This is a genomic window from Leisingera sp. JC1, from assembly GCF_001679925.1.
GTDB lineage: Bacteria > Pseudomonadota > Alphaproteobacteria > Rhodobacterales > Rhodobacteraceae > Leisingera.
In genome coordinates this window covers 1-17,772 of the sequence record NZ_LYUZ01000035.1, presented here as the reverse complement: position 1 = coordinate 17,772, position 17,772 = coordinate 1, and the positions used below count along the sequence as shown (strand labels likewise).

The following is a 17,772-nucleotide window of genomic DNA, read 5'->3' as shown; positions in this document are numbered from 1 at the left end:
CCTCTGGCAGTTGCTGCGGCATGCTTGTGTGATGCACCTCCGCCCAACCCAAGCCGCATATGCGGTGCAAAAGTGAGAACAGTCTGATGGACCTGCAAAAATTCTATATCGGCGGTGCCTGGGTGACGCCGCATTCCAGCCGTGAATTTCCCGTTTTGAACCCGGCCACGGAAGAGCAGATCGGCACCATCATCCTCGGCGATGAGACAGATGTGAACGCCGCAGTTGCGGCGGCTAAAGGCGCGTTTGAGAGTTTTTCCCAGACTTCCCGCGCTGAGCGGATTGCGCTTTTGGAGCGGCTGCTGGAGATCAGCAGGGAACGGCGCGAAGAGCTGGCACAGGCCATGTCTGCCGAAATGGGGGCGCCGGTATCGATGGCGCGGGACGCCCAGGCTGATTCGGGAATCGGGCATCTGGAGGGCATTCTGGACGCGCTGAAATCCCAGGAACTGCGTGAAACCCTGCCCAACGGCGACATCCTGGTGCGCGAGCCGATCGGGGTTTGCGGGCTGATCACGCCCTGGAACTGGCCGGTGAACCAGATTGCGCTCAAGGTACTGCCGGCGCTGGCGACGGGCTGCACCTGCGTGCTGAAGCCATCAGAGCACACGCCAATGTCCGCAGCCGTTTATGCGCAGATGATCCATGACGCGGGCTATCCGGCAGGGGTGTTCAACCTGATCCACGGCGACGGGCCGACAGTGGGTGCGGGCCTGTCGCGGCACAAGGACGTGGACATGATGTCCTTCACCGGCTCGACCCGGGCCGGCATCGCGGTTTCCAAGGATGCCGCCGATACGGTGAAGCGGGTGACGCTGGAACTGGGCGGCAAGTCTCCGAACCTGGTGTTTGGTGATGCCGATCTGGAGGAGAAGGTCACCGCCTCGGTGCTGGAATGCATGTATAATACGGGGCAGAGCTGCGACGCGCCGACCCGGATGCTGGTGGAGCGGAGCTGTTACGACCGGGTGCTGGAGATTGCCAAGGCAGCCGCGGAGGGCCAGGCCGTGGGCGACCCGAGCCAGGAGGGCGATCACATCGGACCGATGTTCGACCGCATCCAGTACGACCGGGTGCAGGCCATGATCCAAAAGGGGATCGACGAAGGCGCCACCCTGCTGGCAGGCGGCCTTGGCCGGCCCGAGGGGCTGGGCAAGGGCTGGTATGTGCGTCCCACCGTCTTTGCCGATGTGACCAACGACATGGCGATTGCGCAGCAGGAAATCTTCGGGCCGGTGCTGGTGATCATCCCGTTCGAGGACGAGGAAGAGGCCATCCGCATTGCCAATGACACGCCCTATGGTCTGGCGGCCTATCTGCAGACCGGCGATCCGGAGCGGGCCGAGCGTGTCGCCGCCCGGCTGCGGGCGGGCGCGGTGCATATCAATGGCGGCGGTTTCAACTACGGCTCGCCCTTTGGCGGCTACAAGCAGTCCGGCAATGGCCGCGAAGGCGGCATGCTGGGGCTGGAGGATTATCAGGAAGTGAAAACCCTGCATTTCGGCTGAGAAGCCTTTCCTCCCGGCGGGAAACTGCCGGGAGGGATGCCGCCATTGGCCTGTCAAATGCCGCTATCTGACTTTCTGCGTGTCGCAATCCGCCAAGCGTGCTGCTCAGCGGCTCTTCAGGATGGGGGCATGACACAGAGCTTCATTCCAAAACGCATGGACCGCCGCGCAACCGGGTGCGACCTGGTTGCTGCCTGAGTTCCGCCGCCCTTTGCGGGCTTTGACGGTTTCTCAACGGCGGACATTGGAATGACACATGACAGCATCACAGGCGCTGCGCCTTGCCATTGATATTGGCGGCACATTCACCGACACCGTTCTGGTGGCGGGCGAAGATACTATTCTGGCCTCTACCAAGACCCTGACCACGCATCAGAACCCCGGCATTGGCGCAATGGAGGGCGCCGCGCGGGGGATGGCGCAGGCGGGGCGGTCCCTGGCGGACGTGACGGGGTTTATTCACGGCACCACCCTGGCGACCAACGCGCTGATTGAGCGGCGCGGGGCGCGGGTGGCGACGGTCACCACCGAGGGGTTCCGCGACATCCTGGAGATCGCCTATGAACGCCGGTATTCCCAGTATGACATCAACCTGGAGAAGCCGGACCTCTTGGTGCCGCGGGAGCGGTCGCTGACAATTCGGGAGCGGATGTCTGCAACGGGAGAAGTGCTGATCCCCATGGAGGACAGCGCGATTGAGGCGCTGATTGCGGAGCTGGATGCCAGCGGGGCAGAAGCGGTGGCGGTCTGCCTGATGCACGCCTATGCCAACCCGGACCATGAGCGGCGGCTGCGGGACATTCTGGCGGAGCGGCGGCCCGGGCTGACGGTCTCGGTCTCCTCGGAGGTCAGCCCCGAGGCGCGGGAGTTCGACCGGCTCTGCACCACGGTTGCCAATGCCTATATCCAGCCGCTGATGGAGACCTATCTGGCGCGGTTTGCCGAGCGCTTTGCGGCGGAAGGGGTCAAATGCCCGATCCTGATGATGACCGCGGGCGGCGGCATGTGCACCATTCAGACCGCGGCGCGGTTCCCGATCCGGCTGGTGGAAAGCGGTCCGGCGGGCGGCGCCATTCTGGCGGCGCGGATTGCAGCGCAGGCAGGGCTGGAGCAGGTGCTGTCCTTTGATGTGGGCGGCACCACGGCGAAGCTGTGCCTGATTGACAATGCCCGCCCGCAGACCTCGCGCCAGTTCGAGATCGCCCGCGCGGCGCGGTTCATCAAAGGGTCGGGGATGCCGGTGCGGATCCCGGTGATCGAGATGATCGAGATCGGGGCCGGGGGCGGCTCCATCGCCGGGGTGGACCGGCTGGGGCGGCTGACCGTGGGGCCGAAATCGGCGGGGTCCGAGCCGGGTCCGGTGGCCTTCGGGCGCGGCGGCACGGAGCCGACCGTGACCGACAGCGACATCACGCTGGGCTATATCGTGCCGGAGACCTTTGCCGAGGGGCATATCCGGATTGACCCGGAGGCTTCTAAGGAAGCGCTTAGCCGGGTGATTGGTTCGCGGCTGGAACTGGATGGCACTGGCGCTGCCGACGGCGTCAGCCGGATCGTGGATGAGAGCATGGCGAGCGCCGGGCGGATGCACGCGGTGGAGTCGGGCAAGGATCTGGGCGCGCGCACGATGATTGCCTTTGGCGGCAACGGGCCGCTGCACGCAACCCGGGTCGCGCGTTCCGCCGGGGTGGCGCGTATCGTGATCCCACCCAATCCGGGCGTGGGTTCGGCGGTGGGCTTCCTGTTTGCGCCGGTCAGTTTTGAAATCGTGCGCTCGCGTTATTCGCTGCTGGAGGACCTGGATCTGGACGGCATCAATACACTGTTTGCCCAGATGATCGACGAGGCGCAATCGGTGGTGGCGCAGGGCGCGGGCGATGCTGAAACGCTGGTGCAGCGCACCGCCTTCACGCGCTATAGCGGGCAGGGCCATGAGATCGAGATTGCCCTGCCGGACCGTGATCTGACTGCACAGGATCTTGGCCCGCTCACGGCGGCGTTTGAGGCGGAATACGCAAGGCAGTTTTCGCGCCCCGTGCCGGGGATGAAGATCGAAATCCTGAACTGGGCGGTGCGGGTGGCAACGCCGGATGCAAAGGTGCCGCCGGTGCCGGAGGTGCCGGAGCTGCGGACAATCACGCCCGGGGCCTTCCGGCCAATCATTTGCGACGTGGATGGCCGCGAAAAGCAGGCGGCATTTGTGCCGCGGGATAGTCTGAAACCCGGCGACCGCATCCCAGGCCCGGCGCTGATCACCGAGCCGCAGACCACCACGCTGGTCTCGGCGGATTTCTCCGCCCATGCGGATGCAATTGGAAACCTCGTCCTGACTCAGGACCAGAAAGGAGGCGCATGATGGCTGCCGATCTTTCCCCCGCCCGCCTGCAAGTGATGTGGAACCGGTTGCTGGCCGTGGTCGAGGAGCAAGGGCAGACCCTGATCCGCGCGGCCTTTTCGCCCATCGTGCGCGAATGCGGCGATATCTCTGCCGGGATTTTCGACGCACAGGGGCAGATGCTGGCGCAGGCGGTCACCGGCACGCCGGGCCATATCAACACCATGGCAGAGGCAGTGATGCACCTGCGCGAACGCTTCCCGGCGGGAACTATGAAGCCCGGCGATATCTACATGACCAACGATCCCTGGCTCGCCTCAGGGCATTTGAATGATTTCCTGCTGATGATGCCGGTGTTCAAGGGCGGCAGGGTGGTTGGCTTCACCTCCTGCACCTCGCATCTGGTCGATCTGGGCGGCCTTGGCATGGGGCCGGAGGGGTCTGACATCTATGACGAGGGGCTGCTGATCCCGCCCTGCAAGCTGGTGGAGGAGGGCGAGCCGAACGCGCTGCTGCTGGACATTGTCCGCGCCAACAGCCGTGAGCCGATTGCCAATGAGGGTGATATTTATGCGCTGATTGCCTGCTGCGAGGCCGGGGCGGCACGGCTGGCAGGGATGATGGAGGAGTTTGGCCTCAGCGATCTGAATGCGCTCGGGGCCTATATCATCGAGACCTCCCGCCGGGGCACATTGCAGGCCATCGCGGAGGTGCCGGAGGGGGTCTACCGCAATGTGCTGAAAATGGACGGCTACGAGAATGAGCTGGAGCTGCATGCGGCGCTGACCGTTTCCAAGGGCGGTATGCATGTGGATTTCACCGGCACCTCGGGCTGTTCCAGCAAGGGCATCAACGTGCCGCTGAACTATGCCACCGCCTATACGGTGTTTGCGCTGCGCTGCATTGTGGGGCCGGATATTCCAAACAATGCGGGGAGTTTGGCGCCCTTTACCGTGGATGGCCCCAAAGGCTGCATCCTGAATGCGCAGCGCCCGGTGCCGGTGGCGATGCGGCATACGCTGGGGCAGGTAGCGCCGGATCTGGTGCTGGGCTGCCTGCATCAGGCGCTGCCGGACCAGGTTCCGGCGGAGGGTGCCAGCTGCATGTTTGACCTGCCGATGCGGCACGCGCCGGAAGTGGCCCGCGACGGCGGGCGGGAGTTTGCCATCGAGCCGGTCCACAACGGCGGCACCGGCGCCCGGCCCCATGCGGATGGCTTGTCGGCAACCGCCTATCCCTCGGGCGTTTATGGCAGCCAGGTGGAGATCACCGAGGCGGTGGCGCCTGTCGTTATGTGGCGGCGCGAGTTGCGGCCCGACTCGGGCGGCGCAGGCAAATACCGCGGCGGGCTGGGGCAGCGGATCGAGATGACATCCTCCAACGGCGCGCCATTTATCGTGTTCCTGTCGGTGGAGCGGCTGAAGTTCCCGGCCTTGGGGCGCATGGGCGGCTTGCCCGGCGCGCCGGGGCGTATCCGGTTCCGCGATGGGGGGCAGGACATTGCGGGCAAGGGCGAGCTGCGGGTGGAGGCGGGCGACTATCTGATCTTTGAAACCCCCGGCGGCGGCGGCTTTGGCGACCCGGCGGAACGCGATCCGGATGCTCTGGCGCTGGATCTGAAACGCGGGTTGGTGACGGAAGAAGGCGCAAGCGCCTATGGGGGTGGCACATGATCCGCGCGGTGCCGCATGTGGCGGCCATGGCGCCTTATGCGCTGGCGGATCTGGGGGGCGAGGGGGTGGTTTCCCTTGCCCAGAATGAAAGTGCGTTCCCTGCCAGTCCGGCTGCACTTGCGGCGGGACGGTCGGTGCTGGAGCAGATGCCGCTCTATCCTGATCCGGAATGGCCGGATTTGCGCGCCGCGGTGGCAGAGGTGCATGGGCTGGATCCGGCCCAAGTGCTGTGCGGGGCCGGGTCGATGGAGCTGATTGGCTGCCTGATCCGTGCCTTTGCCGGGCCGGGGGACCGCGTGCTGGGGACCGATTACGGTTATGCCTTCGTGGCGTCTGCGTCGGCCCAGGTGCAGGCGGACTACGTCAAGGCGCGGGAGCGAGACCTGACGGTGTCGGTGGAGGATATCCTGGCGGCGGTGACGCCTGAGGTGCGGATTGTCTTTGTCTGCAATCCGGGCAATCCCACTGGCACGCTGATCCCCAATGCCGAGATCCTGCGGTTGCGGGCGGGGCTGCCTGCGGATGTGCTGCTGGTGGTCGATCAGGCCTATGCCGAATTTGCTGATGCGGACGATGATCCGGGCGAGATCTTCGCGCTGGCAGAGCGCGGCGATACCGTGGTGCTGCGGACGCTCTCCAAGGCCTATGGGTTGGCTGGGGCGCGGGCCGGCTGGGGGTATTTCCCGCCGGAGATCGCGGGGGAAGTGCGCAAGCTGTTGAACCCAAACAATATCTCCATCCCGTCGCAAGCAATGGCGGCGGCGGCGATGCGGGATCAGGCGAATATGCGGGACGTGGTGTCCCAAACCGCTGCCATCCGGGACCGCTTTGCCGAAGACTGCCGCGCGCTGGGGCTGGAGGTGCCGCAGAGCCATACCAATTTCGTGCTGATCCGCTTTACCTCCGCCAGCCAGGCGCAGGCGGCTGATGCGGCGCTGCGTGCGGAGAAACTGCTGATGCGGGGCATGGGAGGTTACGGGCTGGGCGATTGCCTGCGCGCCACCATTTGCAGCCAGCCTGTAATGGACCGGGCGCTGGCGGTGCTGAAAGGAGTTGTCAAATGACCCATGAAACCCGCAGCCGCGCCAGGATCGGCGTGCTGGTGCCCTTCACCAACACCAACCTCGAAGCCGACATGGTGCTGATGCGCGCACCCGGCACCACGGTGCATTTCCAGCGCATGGGCGGTTACGACGCGGAGGAGATCCCCGGGGCCGGCCAGATGGCGGGCTTGGGGGCTTCCGACATCAGCCATGACCTGCGGATGATTGCGGGCGTGCGGCCCGATGTTGTGCTCTACGGCTGCACGTCTGCGACGCTGACCCACGGGCCTTCTTTCGATGCGGACCTGGCGGCGCGGATCAAAGCGGGGTCGGGTGCGGTTTCCCTGACTGCCGCCGGGTCGCTGGTGGCGGGGATCAAGGCCCTTGGGGCTGCCAAAGTCGGCTTCTCCTCCCCTTACCTCGGGGAGATCAACATCCAGGCGATGGAGTTTCTGGCCGCGAACGGAATCGAAACGGTCAAATGCGCCGATGTGGGCCGCGAGCTTGGCAACTACGGGCAGGGTGAGCTGACCCCGGAGGAGGTGTTTGATCTCGCCTGCCAGGCCGACCACCCGGAGGCTGAGGCCATTGTGCTCAGTTGCACCGACATGCGGTCGGTTGAAGCGGTGGAGCGGATCGAGGCCCATCTGGACAAGCCGGTTGTCACTTCAAACCAGGCGATGATGTTCTGCCTGATGCGGGCACTTGGGCTGCCGCGGCATGGCGGGCTGCCGGGGCGGCTGATTGATCGGCTCTGAACAGGCGTCTGTTTCATCTTTGCAAAAAAACTCCGGGGAGCGCGAGGAGCTGGCCCCTCGCACCCGTCCCATCACGGCTCGCCGGACCCGATTTCTTGCTTCCGCCTGGCGACATAGGCGTCCAGTTCCTCGCGGACGGCGGGGTCCATCGCAGGTTCCTCGTAGTCGCGCAGCGCCTGTTGCCAGATGCCGGTGGCACGTTGCAGTGCGTCCTTGGCACCTGCTGCCTCCCAATTCTCGTAGTTCTGCCAGTCGGACAGCAGCGGGCGGTAGAACGCGGTCTCATAGCGCGCCATCGTATGTTCAGCGCCAAAGAAATGGCCGCCGGTGGGCACTGACTGGATGGCGTCAAAGCCTAGTTCATCCGTGTTGAATTTCATCGGCTTCAGGAACTCGATCATGTTCTGGATGATTTCCACATCCAGGATGAATTTCTCGTAGGACGCGGTCAGCCCGCCCTCAAGCCAGCCGGCTGCGTGGTAGATGATATTGGCGCCGCCCAGCACCGCACCCCAGGTCGCCATCATGGTCTCATACGCCGCCTGCAGGTCGACCGCGTTGGAGGCATTGGCGTTGGAGGTCCGGTAGGGGATGCCATAGCGCCGCGCCAGTTGGCCGCCAACGATATTGGCCTTGGCGTTTTCCGGCGTGCCGAAGGCGGGCGCGCCGCTGCGCATGTCGACGTTGGAGGTGAAGGAGCCGTACATCACCGGCGTGCCGGGATTGACCAGCTGGGTCAGCACCACGCCGAACAGCGCCTCGGCGTTCTGCTGGGCAAGCGCGGCGGGCAGGGTAACTGGCGTCATCGCCCCCATCAGGGTAAAGGGTGTCACCGTCACCGGCTGGCCGTATTCGGCCATGGCAATCAGACCGTCGCCCATCGCGTCGTCAAACAGCCGCGGCGAGTTGACCGAGATGATAGTGATCACGCCGGGGTCGCCTTTCATCTCCTCAGGCGTCTGGCCGCGGGAGATTGCCATCATGTTGATGCCGTCCAGCGCCCTGCCGCGGCCGATAGCGGAGCAGTGGAAGCTGAGGTCGGCATAGGTGATATTCGCCAGGTAGGTGTCCAGATGGCGGTTGTTGGCGGGCAGTTCCAGCGGCGCGGTGACCTGGTTGCCGATCAGGTGGATGGCGTTGAAGTGATGCGCCAGCTTGATGAAGTTCTGGTAGTCGGGAAGGTTGCCGGAGCGGCGCCCATTGATGCAGTCATGCACGTTGGGCGGGCCGGCCACCAAGCCAAAGGTCACGTTGTTGCCGCCGAGCGTGATCCGCTTGTCCCGGTTTCGGCCGGTCAGGGTGAACTCCGCCGGGACTGTCTTCAGCGCTTCAGTGACGATGCTTTCGTCGATGCGGATGGTTTTGGTGTCGCGGTCAACAATGGCGCCCGCGGCCTCGAAGATACCCATCACGTTCTCGCCCATCACCCGGATGCCCGCCTCTGACAGGATCCGCATCGAGGTGGCGTGCAGCTGGTCCATCTGATCCGGGTTCAGGAGCTCAAACGCCGGGTAGGTGTTTTTCACCTGGCTCCAGGGGAGCTGGTCGATACTGCCGCCGGAGCGGGAGGATTTGCCGCGGCGCCCGCCGCCGCGTCTGTCGCGTGCCATGTGTCTGTCTTTCTGGTCAGGTTGGTGGCTTAGTTTTCGGGCGCGTCATAGATGAGACGGCCAAGATCGGAGAATTTGCTGCCTTCTTTGGTGAAGCCCAGCACCGCATCGCGAATGGCGCCGGCCCGGGCCTCGCCCAAGGAAGGCGCGGCGAATTCCATGAATTTCCGCACGATGTCCTCCTGCGAAAACGGCGCTTCGGGGCCGCCGCGGGCGTGAACGTCGCCGGTCTCGAACACGCGCCCGTCGGTCAGCGTCACTACCACATCGGCGACCCGGCAGGCCGGGAAGCGGGCGGAGTGGCGCGCGGCCTCCGCCACGGTGATGCGTTCGTGGATCGAGGCCACCAGCGGGTCGGCGAGGCCATCGCCGGAGATATGCTCGACCCCGATCCGCCCGTATGCGGCCTGAATGGCAACGGCAAAGCCCAGTGAATACTGTGCCTGGCTGGTGGTGGAGGGGATGCCTGGATAGAGACAGGCGCTTTCGCGGAAAGTGTTGATGTGGATCTTGGCGATCTGCTCATGGCTCAGCCCGTGTTCCAGCATCACCTGCCGCACCGCGTCGATCGGCGCATGGGCCCAGCGGCAGATCGGGTATGGCTTCACATACTGGTGTTCCATCTGCCAGAAGCTGCCGAGGTCCTGCCAATACTCCGCTACCCGGTCTTCCTCGATGGTGATTGCGGGCGCGCCGGTGAAGCCCTTTTCTGCCAGCACCGCCGCCGACATGCCTGCCATCGCACCCCAGCCGGAGCCGTCATGCAGCATCGAGGGGTTGGCGATCTCGCGCATCATCTGGCTGCGGGGGCCGTGGAATTCGGCGATCCCCAGCGCCTGACGCAGCTGGCCGCGGCTGAGGCCGCGCATCCGGGCGGCCATCGCCGCCACCCCCAGCGCGTTCCAGGCGCCGGAGGTGTGGTAGTCGCTGACGGTGGCGTGCAGCGACAGGGCGGCGCGGCCTGCCAGCTCATAGCCCAGGGTGGTGATGGCCAGCGCCTCGGGGCCCGAAAAGTCCGGCACGGTTTCCGCAAGAGCGGCGATGGCCGGGATAACCACCACGCCGATATGGCCCTTGGTCGGGTAATAGCCGTCGTGGCCGTCCAGGTTGTCGGTGGCGGTGGCGGCGGCATAGGCGGCGCCCGCGACGCTCACCCTGCGGCCGTCGAACATCATGCGGGCATCGAGACCCTCCTCGCCGCAGCCGTAGAGCGCCATGGCGGAGTCGCGGGCGATGCGGCCGGCCTCCATCGGGGTGGCGCCGATGGTGATGCCCAGGGTGTCGAGGAACATCAGCGCCGCCGCCGCGCGGGTGGTTTCCGGCAGGGCGGCGGGGGTGAGGCCGAAGGTGAAGTCGGCGGCGCGGTCGAAGGTGGCGGTCATGGCGGTTCTCTCGCMGGGGCGTTTTCCGCGTCAGGCTAGGGTGTCCGGGGGCCGGTGACCCGCAAATAAACCGGGGTCATAGGCCTGCTTTATTTCGTGAAATGCGTGCTAGACGTCGTTTTCCGACCATTCCGGGCCGCTAACCCTTGGGAATTGCGGCGCATTCCAAAGCATGTGAACATGGCCCCGAAACCGCCAGCGGACCGCGTGATGAAGAATCTCCCCCACCTGACATTCCTGCGCTCATTCGAGGCCGCCGCGCGCTATCTGAGCTTCACCTCGGCGGCGGATGAGCTGAACTGCACCCAGTCTGCGGTCTCCAACCATGTGCGCAGCCTGGAGGAATTCATCGGCCGGCCGCTGTTTGTGCGCCACCCGCGGTCGCTGTCGCTGACCGATGTTGGGGAGGCCTATCTGCCGTCGGTCCGCCATGCGCTGCAGGAGATTGATTCAGCTACGCAACTCTTGATCTCGCAAAGCCACAAGCGGGAGGTGGTGATCTCCTGCCCGGTCAGCCTGGCCGAGAAATGGCTGATCAACGTGATCGAGGAATTCACCAAGGCGCATCCGGATATCGATCTGACCATTCACAGCACCATCTGGGTGGACGTGGAAACCAACGTCTCCGACATCTCGATCACCATCAACCATGTGGATGACGTGATGGGGCCCGCGGTGAAGCTGTGGGACGAGAAGCTGGCGCTGGTCTGCGCGCCGGACTACTGGGTGGGCGGCGAGGCGCTGACCCGGCCGGAACAGCTGGCGGATGCCAAGCTGATCCACATCCTGGGCCGCCCGGTCTATTGGGAGAAGATCGCGAAGCATTACGGGCTGACCGGGATCGAGCATAAGGGCGGGCTGCAGACCAATTCCTCCAACATGGGGCTGGAATTTGCGGTCAACGCGCTGGGTTGCGTGGTGCTGCCGAAATCGCTGGTGCGCCAGCAGGTGGCCAGCGGGCGGCTGGTGGAGCCGTTCGCGTTCGACCTTGACTGCCCGTGGACCTATTTCGCCACCTTCAAGGACAAGGCGGCGACGCCCTCGGTCAAGCATTTCAAGGCCTGGCTGCTGAAGGCGGCGGCCGAGATGGAGCTGTAGGGCCATACCGCTTGTGCAGCGGACATTGAAATTCGGCGTCCCTTGCCGTATATACGGGTATATATACATGAGGCCTGCCAATGATTGAGACCAAGATCAGGAAAGTCGGAAACTCTGCCGTCATCACGCTGACGACGGAGATGCTGACGATGCTGGACGCCAAGGAAGGCGATACGCTGTTTGTGGTGCGCGGCGATGACGGCAGCCTGCGGGTGATGGCGCATGACCCTTCGGTGGCCGAGGCGCTGGCCGCGGCTGAAATCGTGATGGATGAGAACCGCGATCTGCTTCAGGCCCTGGCGTGAGCACCTACAAATGGGTGCCGCTGGCAGCCGTTACTGTTATTCATGACCGGCAGATTGCCCGCCACGGCGGCGCGGCGGGGATGCGTGACAGGGCATTGCTGGAGATGGGTTGCGCGCGGGCGATGAACCTTGCGGCCTATTCGGATGCAGGTGTGGCGGAGGTTGCCGCAGCGTATGCGTTCGGGATCGCCAAGGCGCATGCCTTTGTCGATGGCAACAAGCGCACGGCCTTTGTGACCGCTGTCACGTTTCTGCGGCTGAATGGATACCAGTTCCGCCCGGACCCGGTGGAGGGCGTGCGGATGATGGAGGACCTCGCCACCGGTGATGTGGATGAGGCCCGTTTCGCGCAATGGCTGACGGCTGGGATGCAGCCGGTTTAGCTCTGACTCACAGGTAAGTTCCGCCCGGACGAAGGCCGGGCAGCGCCCGACCCTCCCCACGGGAGGGCGCTTTCGCACCCACCCAGGGTCGGGCGCTGCCCTTGGTGTTTCTAGTCGGGCGGTGGAGCCTGCTTAGGCCCGCAACCGTGCGCCCGAAGGATCAAAGGCGGCGGCTTCCAGAATGCGCGCCTTATGCGGTTTGCCCAGGATGAAGACCTCGATCTCGTCACCCGGTTTGGCAACTGCCGGGTTGGCATATCCCAGCGCCAGCGACTTGCCGACCGAGTAGCCGTAGGCACCGGATGTCACCCGGCCCACCGGTTTGCCGTCCGGGGTGAAGACCGGCTCGCCGCCCGAGGCATCGGCATCGTTCACCGCGTCGATCTCGAAGGCTGACAGAACTTCGCGCGGCGCGTTGTCCTTGACCTTCAGATAGGCCTCCTTGTTGAGGAAGTCCTTGTCCAGCTTGATCAGACCGGCCAGGCCAACCTCCTGCGGCCAGTATTCCTGGCTGTATTCGCGGCCCCAGGAGCCGTAGCCCTTCTCGATCCGCAAGCTCCCCAGCGCACGGCCGCCGACCGGGCCGCCATCGAATTCTGCCGCTGCTGCCAGCAACGCGGAATAGAGTTTGACCTGATCTTCCTCCGCGCAGTGCAGTTCCCAGCCCAAGTCGCCGGTGAAGGAGACGCGGATCGCCAGGCACTCCACGCCAGCCACGTCAATGGTGCGGGAGCGCATAAAGCGGAAGTTCTCGTTCGACAGATCCGCGTTGGTCATCCGCTGCAGCATGTCGCGCGACTTGGGACCGGCCACGTTGAAGCCTGCGATACGGTTGGTGGCGACCTCAAATGTGGTGCCTTGCGGCAGTTCGACCATGTTGAAGAAGCGCTGGTGATAGCGTTCCGCCATGCCGGAGCCAACCATCATGTACTCATCATCCGCCACCTTGGTGATGGTGAAGTCGCCCGCGACGCCGCCGCGAACCGAGATCAGCGGGGTCAGGCAGGAGCGGCCCACCTCTGTCGGCACCTTGTTTGCCACCAGCTTGTCCAGCCACTCATACGCGCCCGGGCCTTTGATCACGTAGTTGGCGAAGTTCGAGATGTCGATCACGCCAACGTTTTCACGCAGCATCTTCACTTCGCGGCCCACCGGCTCCCACCAGTTCTGGCGGGTGAAGCTGTTGGTGTCGGTGGTGCCGGGGGTGCCGGAGAACCACAGGGGATGCTCCCAGCCGCAGTTGAGGCCGAAGACGCAGCCCATTTCCTTTTGCATCTCATACGCGGGGCGCACGCGGGCCGGGCGGCCGGCGCTGCGTTCCTCGTTCGGGAAATGGATGGCAAAGCGGTGCGCGTATTGATCCTCGACGCGGGCTTTGGTGAATTTCTTGTCGGTCCAGTCGCCAAAGCGGGCGAGGTCCCAGGCGAACATGTCGTACTGCGGCTCGCCCTCGATCATCCACTGGGCTGCCAGCAGGCCAAGGCCGCCGGATTGCGAGAAGCCGGGGATGATGCCGGTGCAGCAGAAGTAGTTTTTAAGCTCCGGCACCGGGCCCCAGATGGCGTTAGAGTCGGGCGACCAGATCATCGGGCCGTTGATCACACGCTTGACGCCCGCGGTCTCGGCGCAGGGCACCCGCTCGGTGGCGCGGATCACGTTCTCCATGATCCGGTCCAGATCGTCGGGGAACAGCTCATGCGCAAAGTCCAGCGGGGTGCCGTCCTCGGCCCAGAACCGCATGTCCTTTTCATAGGCGCCGATCAGGAAGCCGTTGCCTTCCTGGCGGAAGTAGTATTCGCCGTCGCGGTCGGCGATCGAGGGCAGGCGGCGGCCCAGCTTGGCAACCTCGTCGATTGACTCCGTCACGAAATACTGGTGCTCGGTCGGCTGCAGCGGCAGGGTGAGGCCCGCCATCGCGGCGACTTCGCGGCCCCAAAGGCCGCCAGCATTCACCACCCACTGGGTGTGGATGTCGCCCTTTTCGGTCTTCACGATCCAGCTGCCGTCGGGCTGCTGTTCGGTGCCGATCACCGGGCAGAAGCGTTCGATCTGGGCACCCATGGCACGGGCGCCGGCGGCATAGGCCATGGTCACGCCCGAAGGGTCGACGTTGCCGCCATCGGGTTCGAACATGATGCAGCGGATGTCGTCGAACTGGGCCAGCGGGTGCAGTTCCTTGGCCTGCTCGCGGCTGACCTCATAGAAGTTGAGGCCATAGTATTTCGCCTTGGCTTCCTGCAGGCGCAGCTGGTGCTCGCGCTCTTCGGTCTTGGCCAGATACAGCGAGCCCGGCTGGAACACGCCGCAGCCCTGGCCGGTTTCCTTCTCCAGCTCCTTATAGAGGTTCATCGTGTAGTGCTGGATGCGGGTCACGTTGTTGTTGTCGTGCAGCCCGTGGATGTTGGCCGCCGCGTGCCAGGTTGACCCGGCGGTCAGCTCGTCGCGTTCCAGCAGCACCACATCGGTCCAGCCGAGTTTCGCCAGGTGGTAGAGGATCGAGCAGCCGACCAGCCCGCCGCCGATGACAACTGCCTGTGCATGGGTTTTCATGCGTCTATTCCCTTGCCTGCGCCTCTGGCACGGCACGCCCCGCAGGCTAGGGAGGGCCGCCAATTCCTTCCTGGAGACCCTAGCGGCAGCAGGGCTGGATGACCCGTGAAGAATTCAGACCCAATGGCCCCGGATTCGATGGGTCATCCGGCCATCACCCGGTGATCTCTTTCATCACGCCCAGAAACTTCTGTCGGACCCAAGAAATAACTGCCATTGATGGGGGTTTTCTGCCACTCTGACACGAGGTTAATTGCCACCGGCCGATCTTCGGTCGGTGGTTTTGTTTTAATACAATGGCTTAGACGAATTCCGCCTATTGCCTGTTGCGGGGGCGCGTGTCCCCCTCGGAGATCAGCTCCAACTGTTGACTGAAATGGCCGTATTGAGCAGGACTGAAGCTCAAACCTGGCCAGGTTCTTTCCTTCATTTTCCCGAACGCACCGTGTGCAATCGGGTGCCAGACGGCGCGGCGCGCCGGGAAAGGGCCAGCTATGTCCAAGATCAAGTTCATCGAAGCAGAGTTCCACAATGCCGACAAAGACCGGCGGGAAATACGGCAGCGCCTGGAACGGTTTCTGAAGACGCGCCGCGCCCTCGAGCGCGGTATCGTTCCTCCGGACCCCGAGGATCGTGATGACCGCCTTCGCTGGGAAAACGAATTGATGCAGGTTGGTCTCGGGCGCGAAGGTCAGGACCGCGTCGACCGCCGGGTGGGCAGGCTGGCGGAACGGCGGGCTGCGGCCGCAGGCCTTTCCCACCTCAAACTCGACGACCGGAGAGCCTTGGAGGTTCTGCGCAACGGTGTGGAGCTGATCCGGATCCGGACAGAGCATCAGGCGGATGAAATCGCCGCCGGAATTCATGCCGACATGCCCTGGATGGCGCCCGCGACAGATCTTCTATGGAAGGCGATGCGGCGTTCAGTCCGCAACGGTGACGCGGGCTTTTGCCTGCCGCCTGTGCTGCTGGACGGGCCGCCGGGCATCGGCAAAAGCATGTGGGCCCGTCAGCTGAGCACCGCACTTGGCTTGCCCCGATGTGGTGTGGAGGCGACGGCGGAACAGGCGTCGTTCGGTATTGTGGGTTCTCAGCGCGGCTGGTCCAACGCGCACCCGGGACGCCCTTTGATGACAATCCTGAAGCACCTGATTGCGAACCCGGTGGTCGTTGTTGACGAAGTGGAAAAGGCCGGGGTTGCAACTTCGACCAAAGGAAACAGCTTCGGCCTGACCGAGGGGCTGCTGTCCCTTCTGGAGCCATCTTCCGCGGCTTCGTGGCAGTGCCCCTTTTACCAGGTGGGTTTCGACATGTCTTGGATCAGCTGGGTGCTGACCTCCAATACCTTGGTCACTCTACCAGCCCCACTGCTAAGTCGCATAGAGGTCGTCCGCCTCCCGCCAGTTTCAGTTTCCGAGCTGTCCGCCTTTGCCCGTCGTGAGGGCGGCAGGCGTGGACTGACCCAGGCATCTGTTGAAGCTGTGGCGGAGACGCTGGAAATTGCCGGGCGGGGTGCGGAGTTGAACCTGAGGCATGTAATCCGGATGCTGACACGGGGCGAAGCGATGGAGGCTGCTGAAGTCCGTCATTGAGCAAGTGGCCTCTCCGACCGCTAAACTCTATTGAAAGGAACCGCATGTGCCGGACTAAAACCATGGCATTGCCGGTTATCATATGTGCTTCCCCATTTGTGGAGGCCCAAATGATTGGGCGCCTTTCAGCCGCAAGTTCAGCCAGATTTAGATGTTCCCTATTTGTGCGCCTTGGCATAAAGTTTTCCAAAAACAGGATGCGAGGCATGGCACAGAAATCTGAAATTGAATGGACGGATGCAACGTGGAACCCGGTGACGGGATGCACAAAGATCGGTCCTGGTTGCGACAACTGCTATGCAGAGCGGTTCGCGGAACGCTGGCGTGGCATTGAAGGCCACCCGTATGAGCAGGGTTTTGACTTACGTCTTTGGCCTTCGCGGTTAGGGCAACCTGCCCGATGGAAGAAGCCTCGAATGATCTTTGTCAATTCGATGAGCGACTTGTTCCACAAGGATATTCCGACTGAACATATAGACGCCGTATTCGATGCGATGGAGGCGGCGAACTGGCATGTTTATCAGGTGTTGACCAAACGATCATCACTGATGCGTAATTATGTCAAACGCCGGTATGATGGTGGGCGTGTGCCGTCTCATATCTGGTTGGGTGTGTCGGTCGAGGACAGCGCACACAAAAGCCGCATCGAACACCTTCGTCAGATCAACTCCGATGCGCGGTTCATATCATTTGAACCGCTTTTGGGGCCTATTGGCGAAGTTGATTTGACGGGTATTGCTTGGGCTATTGTAGGTGGTGAAAGCGGGCCGCGGGCGCGACCAATGGAACCTGCGTGGGCTACAGAGCTGCGGCTGGCTTGCGAACGGTTTGATGTCGCATTCTTCTTTAAGCAATGGGGGGGGCTCGCCCGAAATCAGGAGGGCGGCTGCTTGAAGGCGAAGAGTGGAACGGTTTTCCCTGGCAGATTGTGCCGGAAGCGATAATGGCTGAGTTAACAGGTTAGGTTTTTTATGGCGAAGAATTTCATTTGGGGACCGGACCGTAGACTGCCGCGTATAGAGGAACATACCAAACGTAAACTCGACGTTCTTAAAAGCTACCTTGACGTCTACTTTGACACAGTCGTGCGCAACCCAGCGCAAGATCGGTTGAACATCACATTGGTCGACGGTTTTAGCGGTGGCGGCGCATACGCGGATGGTGCAGAGACACGGGCGGGCAGTCCGCTAGTATTGCTCAACGCGGTTGAGGAAGCAGCGGTTAGATTAAACGAAGGGCGCGAGAAGCCGCTGGAAATTAAGGCCCGTTTCATCTTTGTCGATGATGGGGACTATCCTGAATTTTGTGCCCCGGCGTGGTAGCTCACTTTTGAGGAGACCCACGTATGAGCATAGACAAAGACCTGTTGGACCGGCTGATGGAAGGGCGTTCGCCCGGCGACCTTTTCGGCAAGGAGGGCATTCTTTCCGAACTGACCAAGGCGCTTGCGGAACGTGCGCTGAGCACCGAGTTGGACGAACATCTCAGCGAAGAGCGCGCGCAGGAGCCGCCTGAAGGCCAGAACCAGCCCGCCA

The 17,772-nt window shown here is 63.4% G+C and carries 14 protein-coding genes and 1 pseudogene; 12 read left to right on the top strand and 3 right to left on the bottom strand.

What is annotated here, in order from left to right; genetic code table 11:
* The first annotated feature begins 86 nt into the window (after positions 1-86).
* From A9D60_RS04395 to A9D60_RS04375, 5 genes are all read left to right on the top strand, one after another.
* Positions 87-1,508 carry an aldehyde dehydrogenase family protein gene (locus tag A9D60_RS04395; protein WP_065266481.1) on the top strand — a complete coding sequence of 474 codons (1,422 nt, stop codon included), beginning with the start codon at positions 87-89 and terminating at the stop codon, positions 1,506-1,508.
* Between the two features lie 256 nt (positions 1,509-1,764).
* Positions 1,765-3,864 carry a hydantoinase/oxoprolinase family protein gene (locus A9D60_RS04390; RefSeq protein ID WP_065266480.1) on the top strand — a complete coding sequence of 700 codons (2,100 nt, stop codon included), beginning with the start codon at positions 1,765-1,767 and terminating at the stop codon, positions 3,862-3,864.
* Positions 3,864-5,516, top strand: a complete 1,653-nt coding sequence (locus A9D60_RS04385) for a hydantoinase B/oxoprolinase family protein (RefSeq protein WP_175392890.1) — start codon at positions 3,864-3,866, stop codon at positions 5,514-5,516. The genes A9D60_RS04390 and A9D60_RS04385 overlap by 1 nt, the downstream gene beginning before the upstream one ends.
* A complete protein-coding gene (locus tag A9D60_RS04380; RefSeq protein WP_065266478.1) occupies positions 5,513-6,580 on the top strand; it encodes a pyridoxal phosphate-dependent aminotransferase in 1,068 nt (355 codons plus the stop codon). Before A9D60_RS04385 ends, A9D60_RS04380 begins: the two co-directional genes overlap by 4 nt.
* The gene (locus tag A9D60_RS04375; protein WP_065266477.1) at positions 6,577-7,317 is read left to right on the top strand and encodes a maleate cis-trans isomerase family protein; all 741 of its coding nucleotides are present in this window, start codon (positions 6,577-6,579) and stop codon (positions 7,315-7,317) included. The genes A9D60_RS04380 and A9D60_RS04375 overlap by 4 nt, the downstream gene beginning before the upstream one ends.
* Before the next feature lie 71 nt (positions 7,318-7,388).
* Here A9D60_RS04375 and A9D60_RS04370 read toward each other — a convergent pair whose 3' ends face one another.
* On the bottom strand, positions 7,389-8,927 hold the full coding sequence (locus A9D60_RS04370; RefSeq protein WP_065266476.1) for a trimethylamine methyltransferase family protein: 1,539 nt from the start codon (positions 8,925-8,927) through the stop codon (positions 7,389-7,391).
* 29 nt (positions 8,928-8,956) lie between these two features.
* Positions 8,957-10,309, bottom strand: a complete 1,353-nt coding sequence (locus A9D60_RS04365) for an MmgE/PrpD family protein (protein ID WP_065266475.1) — start codon at positions 10,307-10,309, stop codon at positions 8,957-8,959.
* Positions 10,310-10,519: 210 nt separating this feature from the next.
* Between A9D60_RS04365 and A9D60_RS04360 the strand changes: the two genes are divergently transcribed.
* From A9D60_RS04360 to A9D60_RS04350, 3 genes are all read left to right on the top strand, one after another.
* Complete coding sequence (locus tag A9D60_RS04360) at positions 10,520-11,407, top strand: LysR substrate-binding domain-containing protein (RefSeq protein ID WP_065266566.1); 888 nt, start codon at positions 10,520-10,522, stop codon at positions 11,405-11,407.
* An 80-nt stretch (positions 11,408-11,487) separates the two neighbouring features.
* Entirely contained in the window at positions 11,488-11,712 is a 225-nt protein-coding gene (locus tag A9D60_RS04355) for an AbrB/MazE/SpoVT family DNA-binding domain-containing protein (protein ID WP_024092785.1), read from the top strand.
* On the top strand, positions 11,709-12,095 hold the full coding sequence (locus tag A9D60_RS04350) for a type II toxin-antitoxin system death-on-curing family toxin (protein ID WP_065266474.1): 387 nt from the start codon (positions 11,709-11,711) through the stop codon (positions 12,093-12,095). The genes A9D60_RS04355 and A9D60_RS04350 overlap by 4 nt, the downstream gene beginning before the upstream one ends.
* Before the next feature lie 132 nt (positions 12,096-12,227).
* Here the strand turns inward: A9D60_RS04350 and A9D60_RS04345 are convergent, their stop codons facing one another.
* The gene (locus tag A9D60_RS04345) at positions 12,228-14,645 is read right to left on the bottom strand and encodes a GcvT family protein (RefSeq protein ID WP_065266473.1); all 2,418 of its coding nucleotides are present in this window, start codon (positions 14,643-14,645) and stop codon (positions 12,228-12,230) included.
* Positions 14,646-15,139: 494 nt separating this feature from the next.
* Between A9D60_RS04345 and A9D60_RS04340 the strand changes: the two genes are divergently transcribed.
* The 4 genes and pseudogenes from A9D60_RS04340 to A9D60_RS04325 form a co-directional block, all read left to right on the top strand.
* On the top strand, positions 15,140-16,237 hold the full coding sequence (locus tag A9D60_RS04340; RefSeq protein ID WP_065266472.1) for an AAA family ATPase: 1,098 nt from the start codon (positions 15,140-15,142) through the stop codon (positions 16,235-16,237).
* 206 nt (positions 16,238-16,443) lie between these two features.
* Entirely contained in the window at positions 16,444-17,181 is a 738-nt protein-coding gene (locus A9D60_RS04335; protein WP_175392889.1) for a DUF5131 family protein, read from the top strand.
* 27 nt (positions 17,182-17,208) lie between these two features.
* On the top strand, positions 17,209-17,559 hold the full coding sequence (tcmP, locus tag A9D60_RS04330; RefSeq protein WP_065266471.1) for a three-Cys-motif partner protein TcmP: 351 nt from the start codon (positions 17,209-17,211) through the stop codon (positions 17,557-17,559).
* 23 nt (positions 17,560-17,582) lie between these two features.
* Positions 17,583-17,772: pseudogene (locus tag A9D60_RS04325) on the top strand (IS256 family transposase); the annotation flags it as partial.

Coding starts and splice junctions, on each gene's coding strand:
- A9D60_RS04395 (WP_065266481.1), top strand. CDS start 87: ATGGACCTGCAAAAATTCTATATCGGCGGTGCCTGGGTGACGCCGCAT.
- A9D60_RS04390 (WP_065266480.1), top strand. CDS start 1,765: ATGACAGCATCACAGGCGCTGCGCCTTGCCATTGATATTGGCGGCACA.
- A9D60_RS04385 (WP_175392890.1), top strand. CDS start 3,864: ATGGCTGCCGATCTTTCCCCCGCCCGCCTGCAAGTGATGTGGAACCGG.
- A9D60_RS04380 (WP_065266478.1), top strand. CDS start 5,513: ATGATCCGCGCGGTGCCGCATGTGGCGGCCATGGCGCCTTATGCGCTG.
- A9D60_RS04375 (WP_065266477.1), top strand. CDS start 6,577: ATGACCCATGAAACCCGCAGCCGCGCCAGGATCGGCGTGCTGGTGCCC.
- A9D60_RS04370 (WP_065266476.1), bottom strand. CDS start 8,927: ATGGCACGCGACAGACGCGGCGGCGGGCGCCGCGGCAAATCCTCCCGC.
- A9D60_RS04365 (WP_065266475.1), bottom strand. CDS start 10,309: ATGACCGCCACCTTCGACCGCGCCGCCGACTTCACCTTCGGCCTCACC.
- A9D60_RS04360 (WP_065266566.1), top strand. CDS start 10,520: ATGAAGAATCTCCCCCACCTGACATTCCTGCGCTCATTCGAGGCCGCC.
- A9D60_RS04355 (WP_024092785.1), top strand. CDS start 11,488: ATGATTGAGACCAAGATCAGGAAAGTCGGAAACTCTGCCGTCATCACG.
- A9D60_RS04345 (WP_065266473.1), bottom strand. CDS start 14,645: ATGAAAACCCATGCACAGGCAGTTGTCATCGGCGGCGGGCTGGTCGGC.
- A9D60_RS04340 (WP_065266472.1), top strand. CDS start 15,140: ATGTCCAAGATCAAGTTCATCGAAGCAGAGTTCCACAATGCCGACAAA.
- A9D60_RS04335 (WP_175392889.1), top strand. CDS start 16,444: ATGGCACAGAAATCTGAAATTGAATGGACGGATGCAACGTGGAACCCG.
- tcmP (WP_065266471.1), top strand. CDS start 17,209: ATGGCGAAGAATTTCATTTGGGGACCGGACCGTAGACTGCCGCGTATA.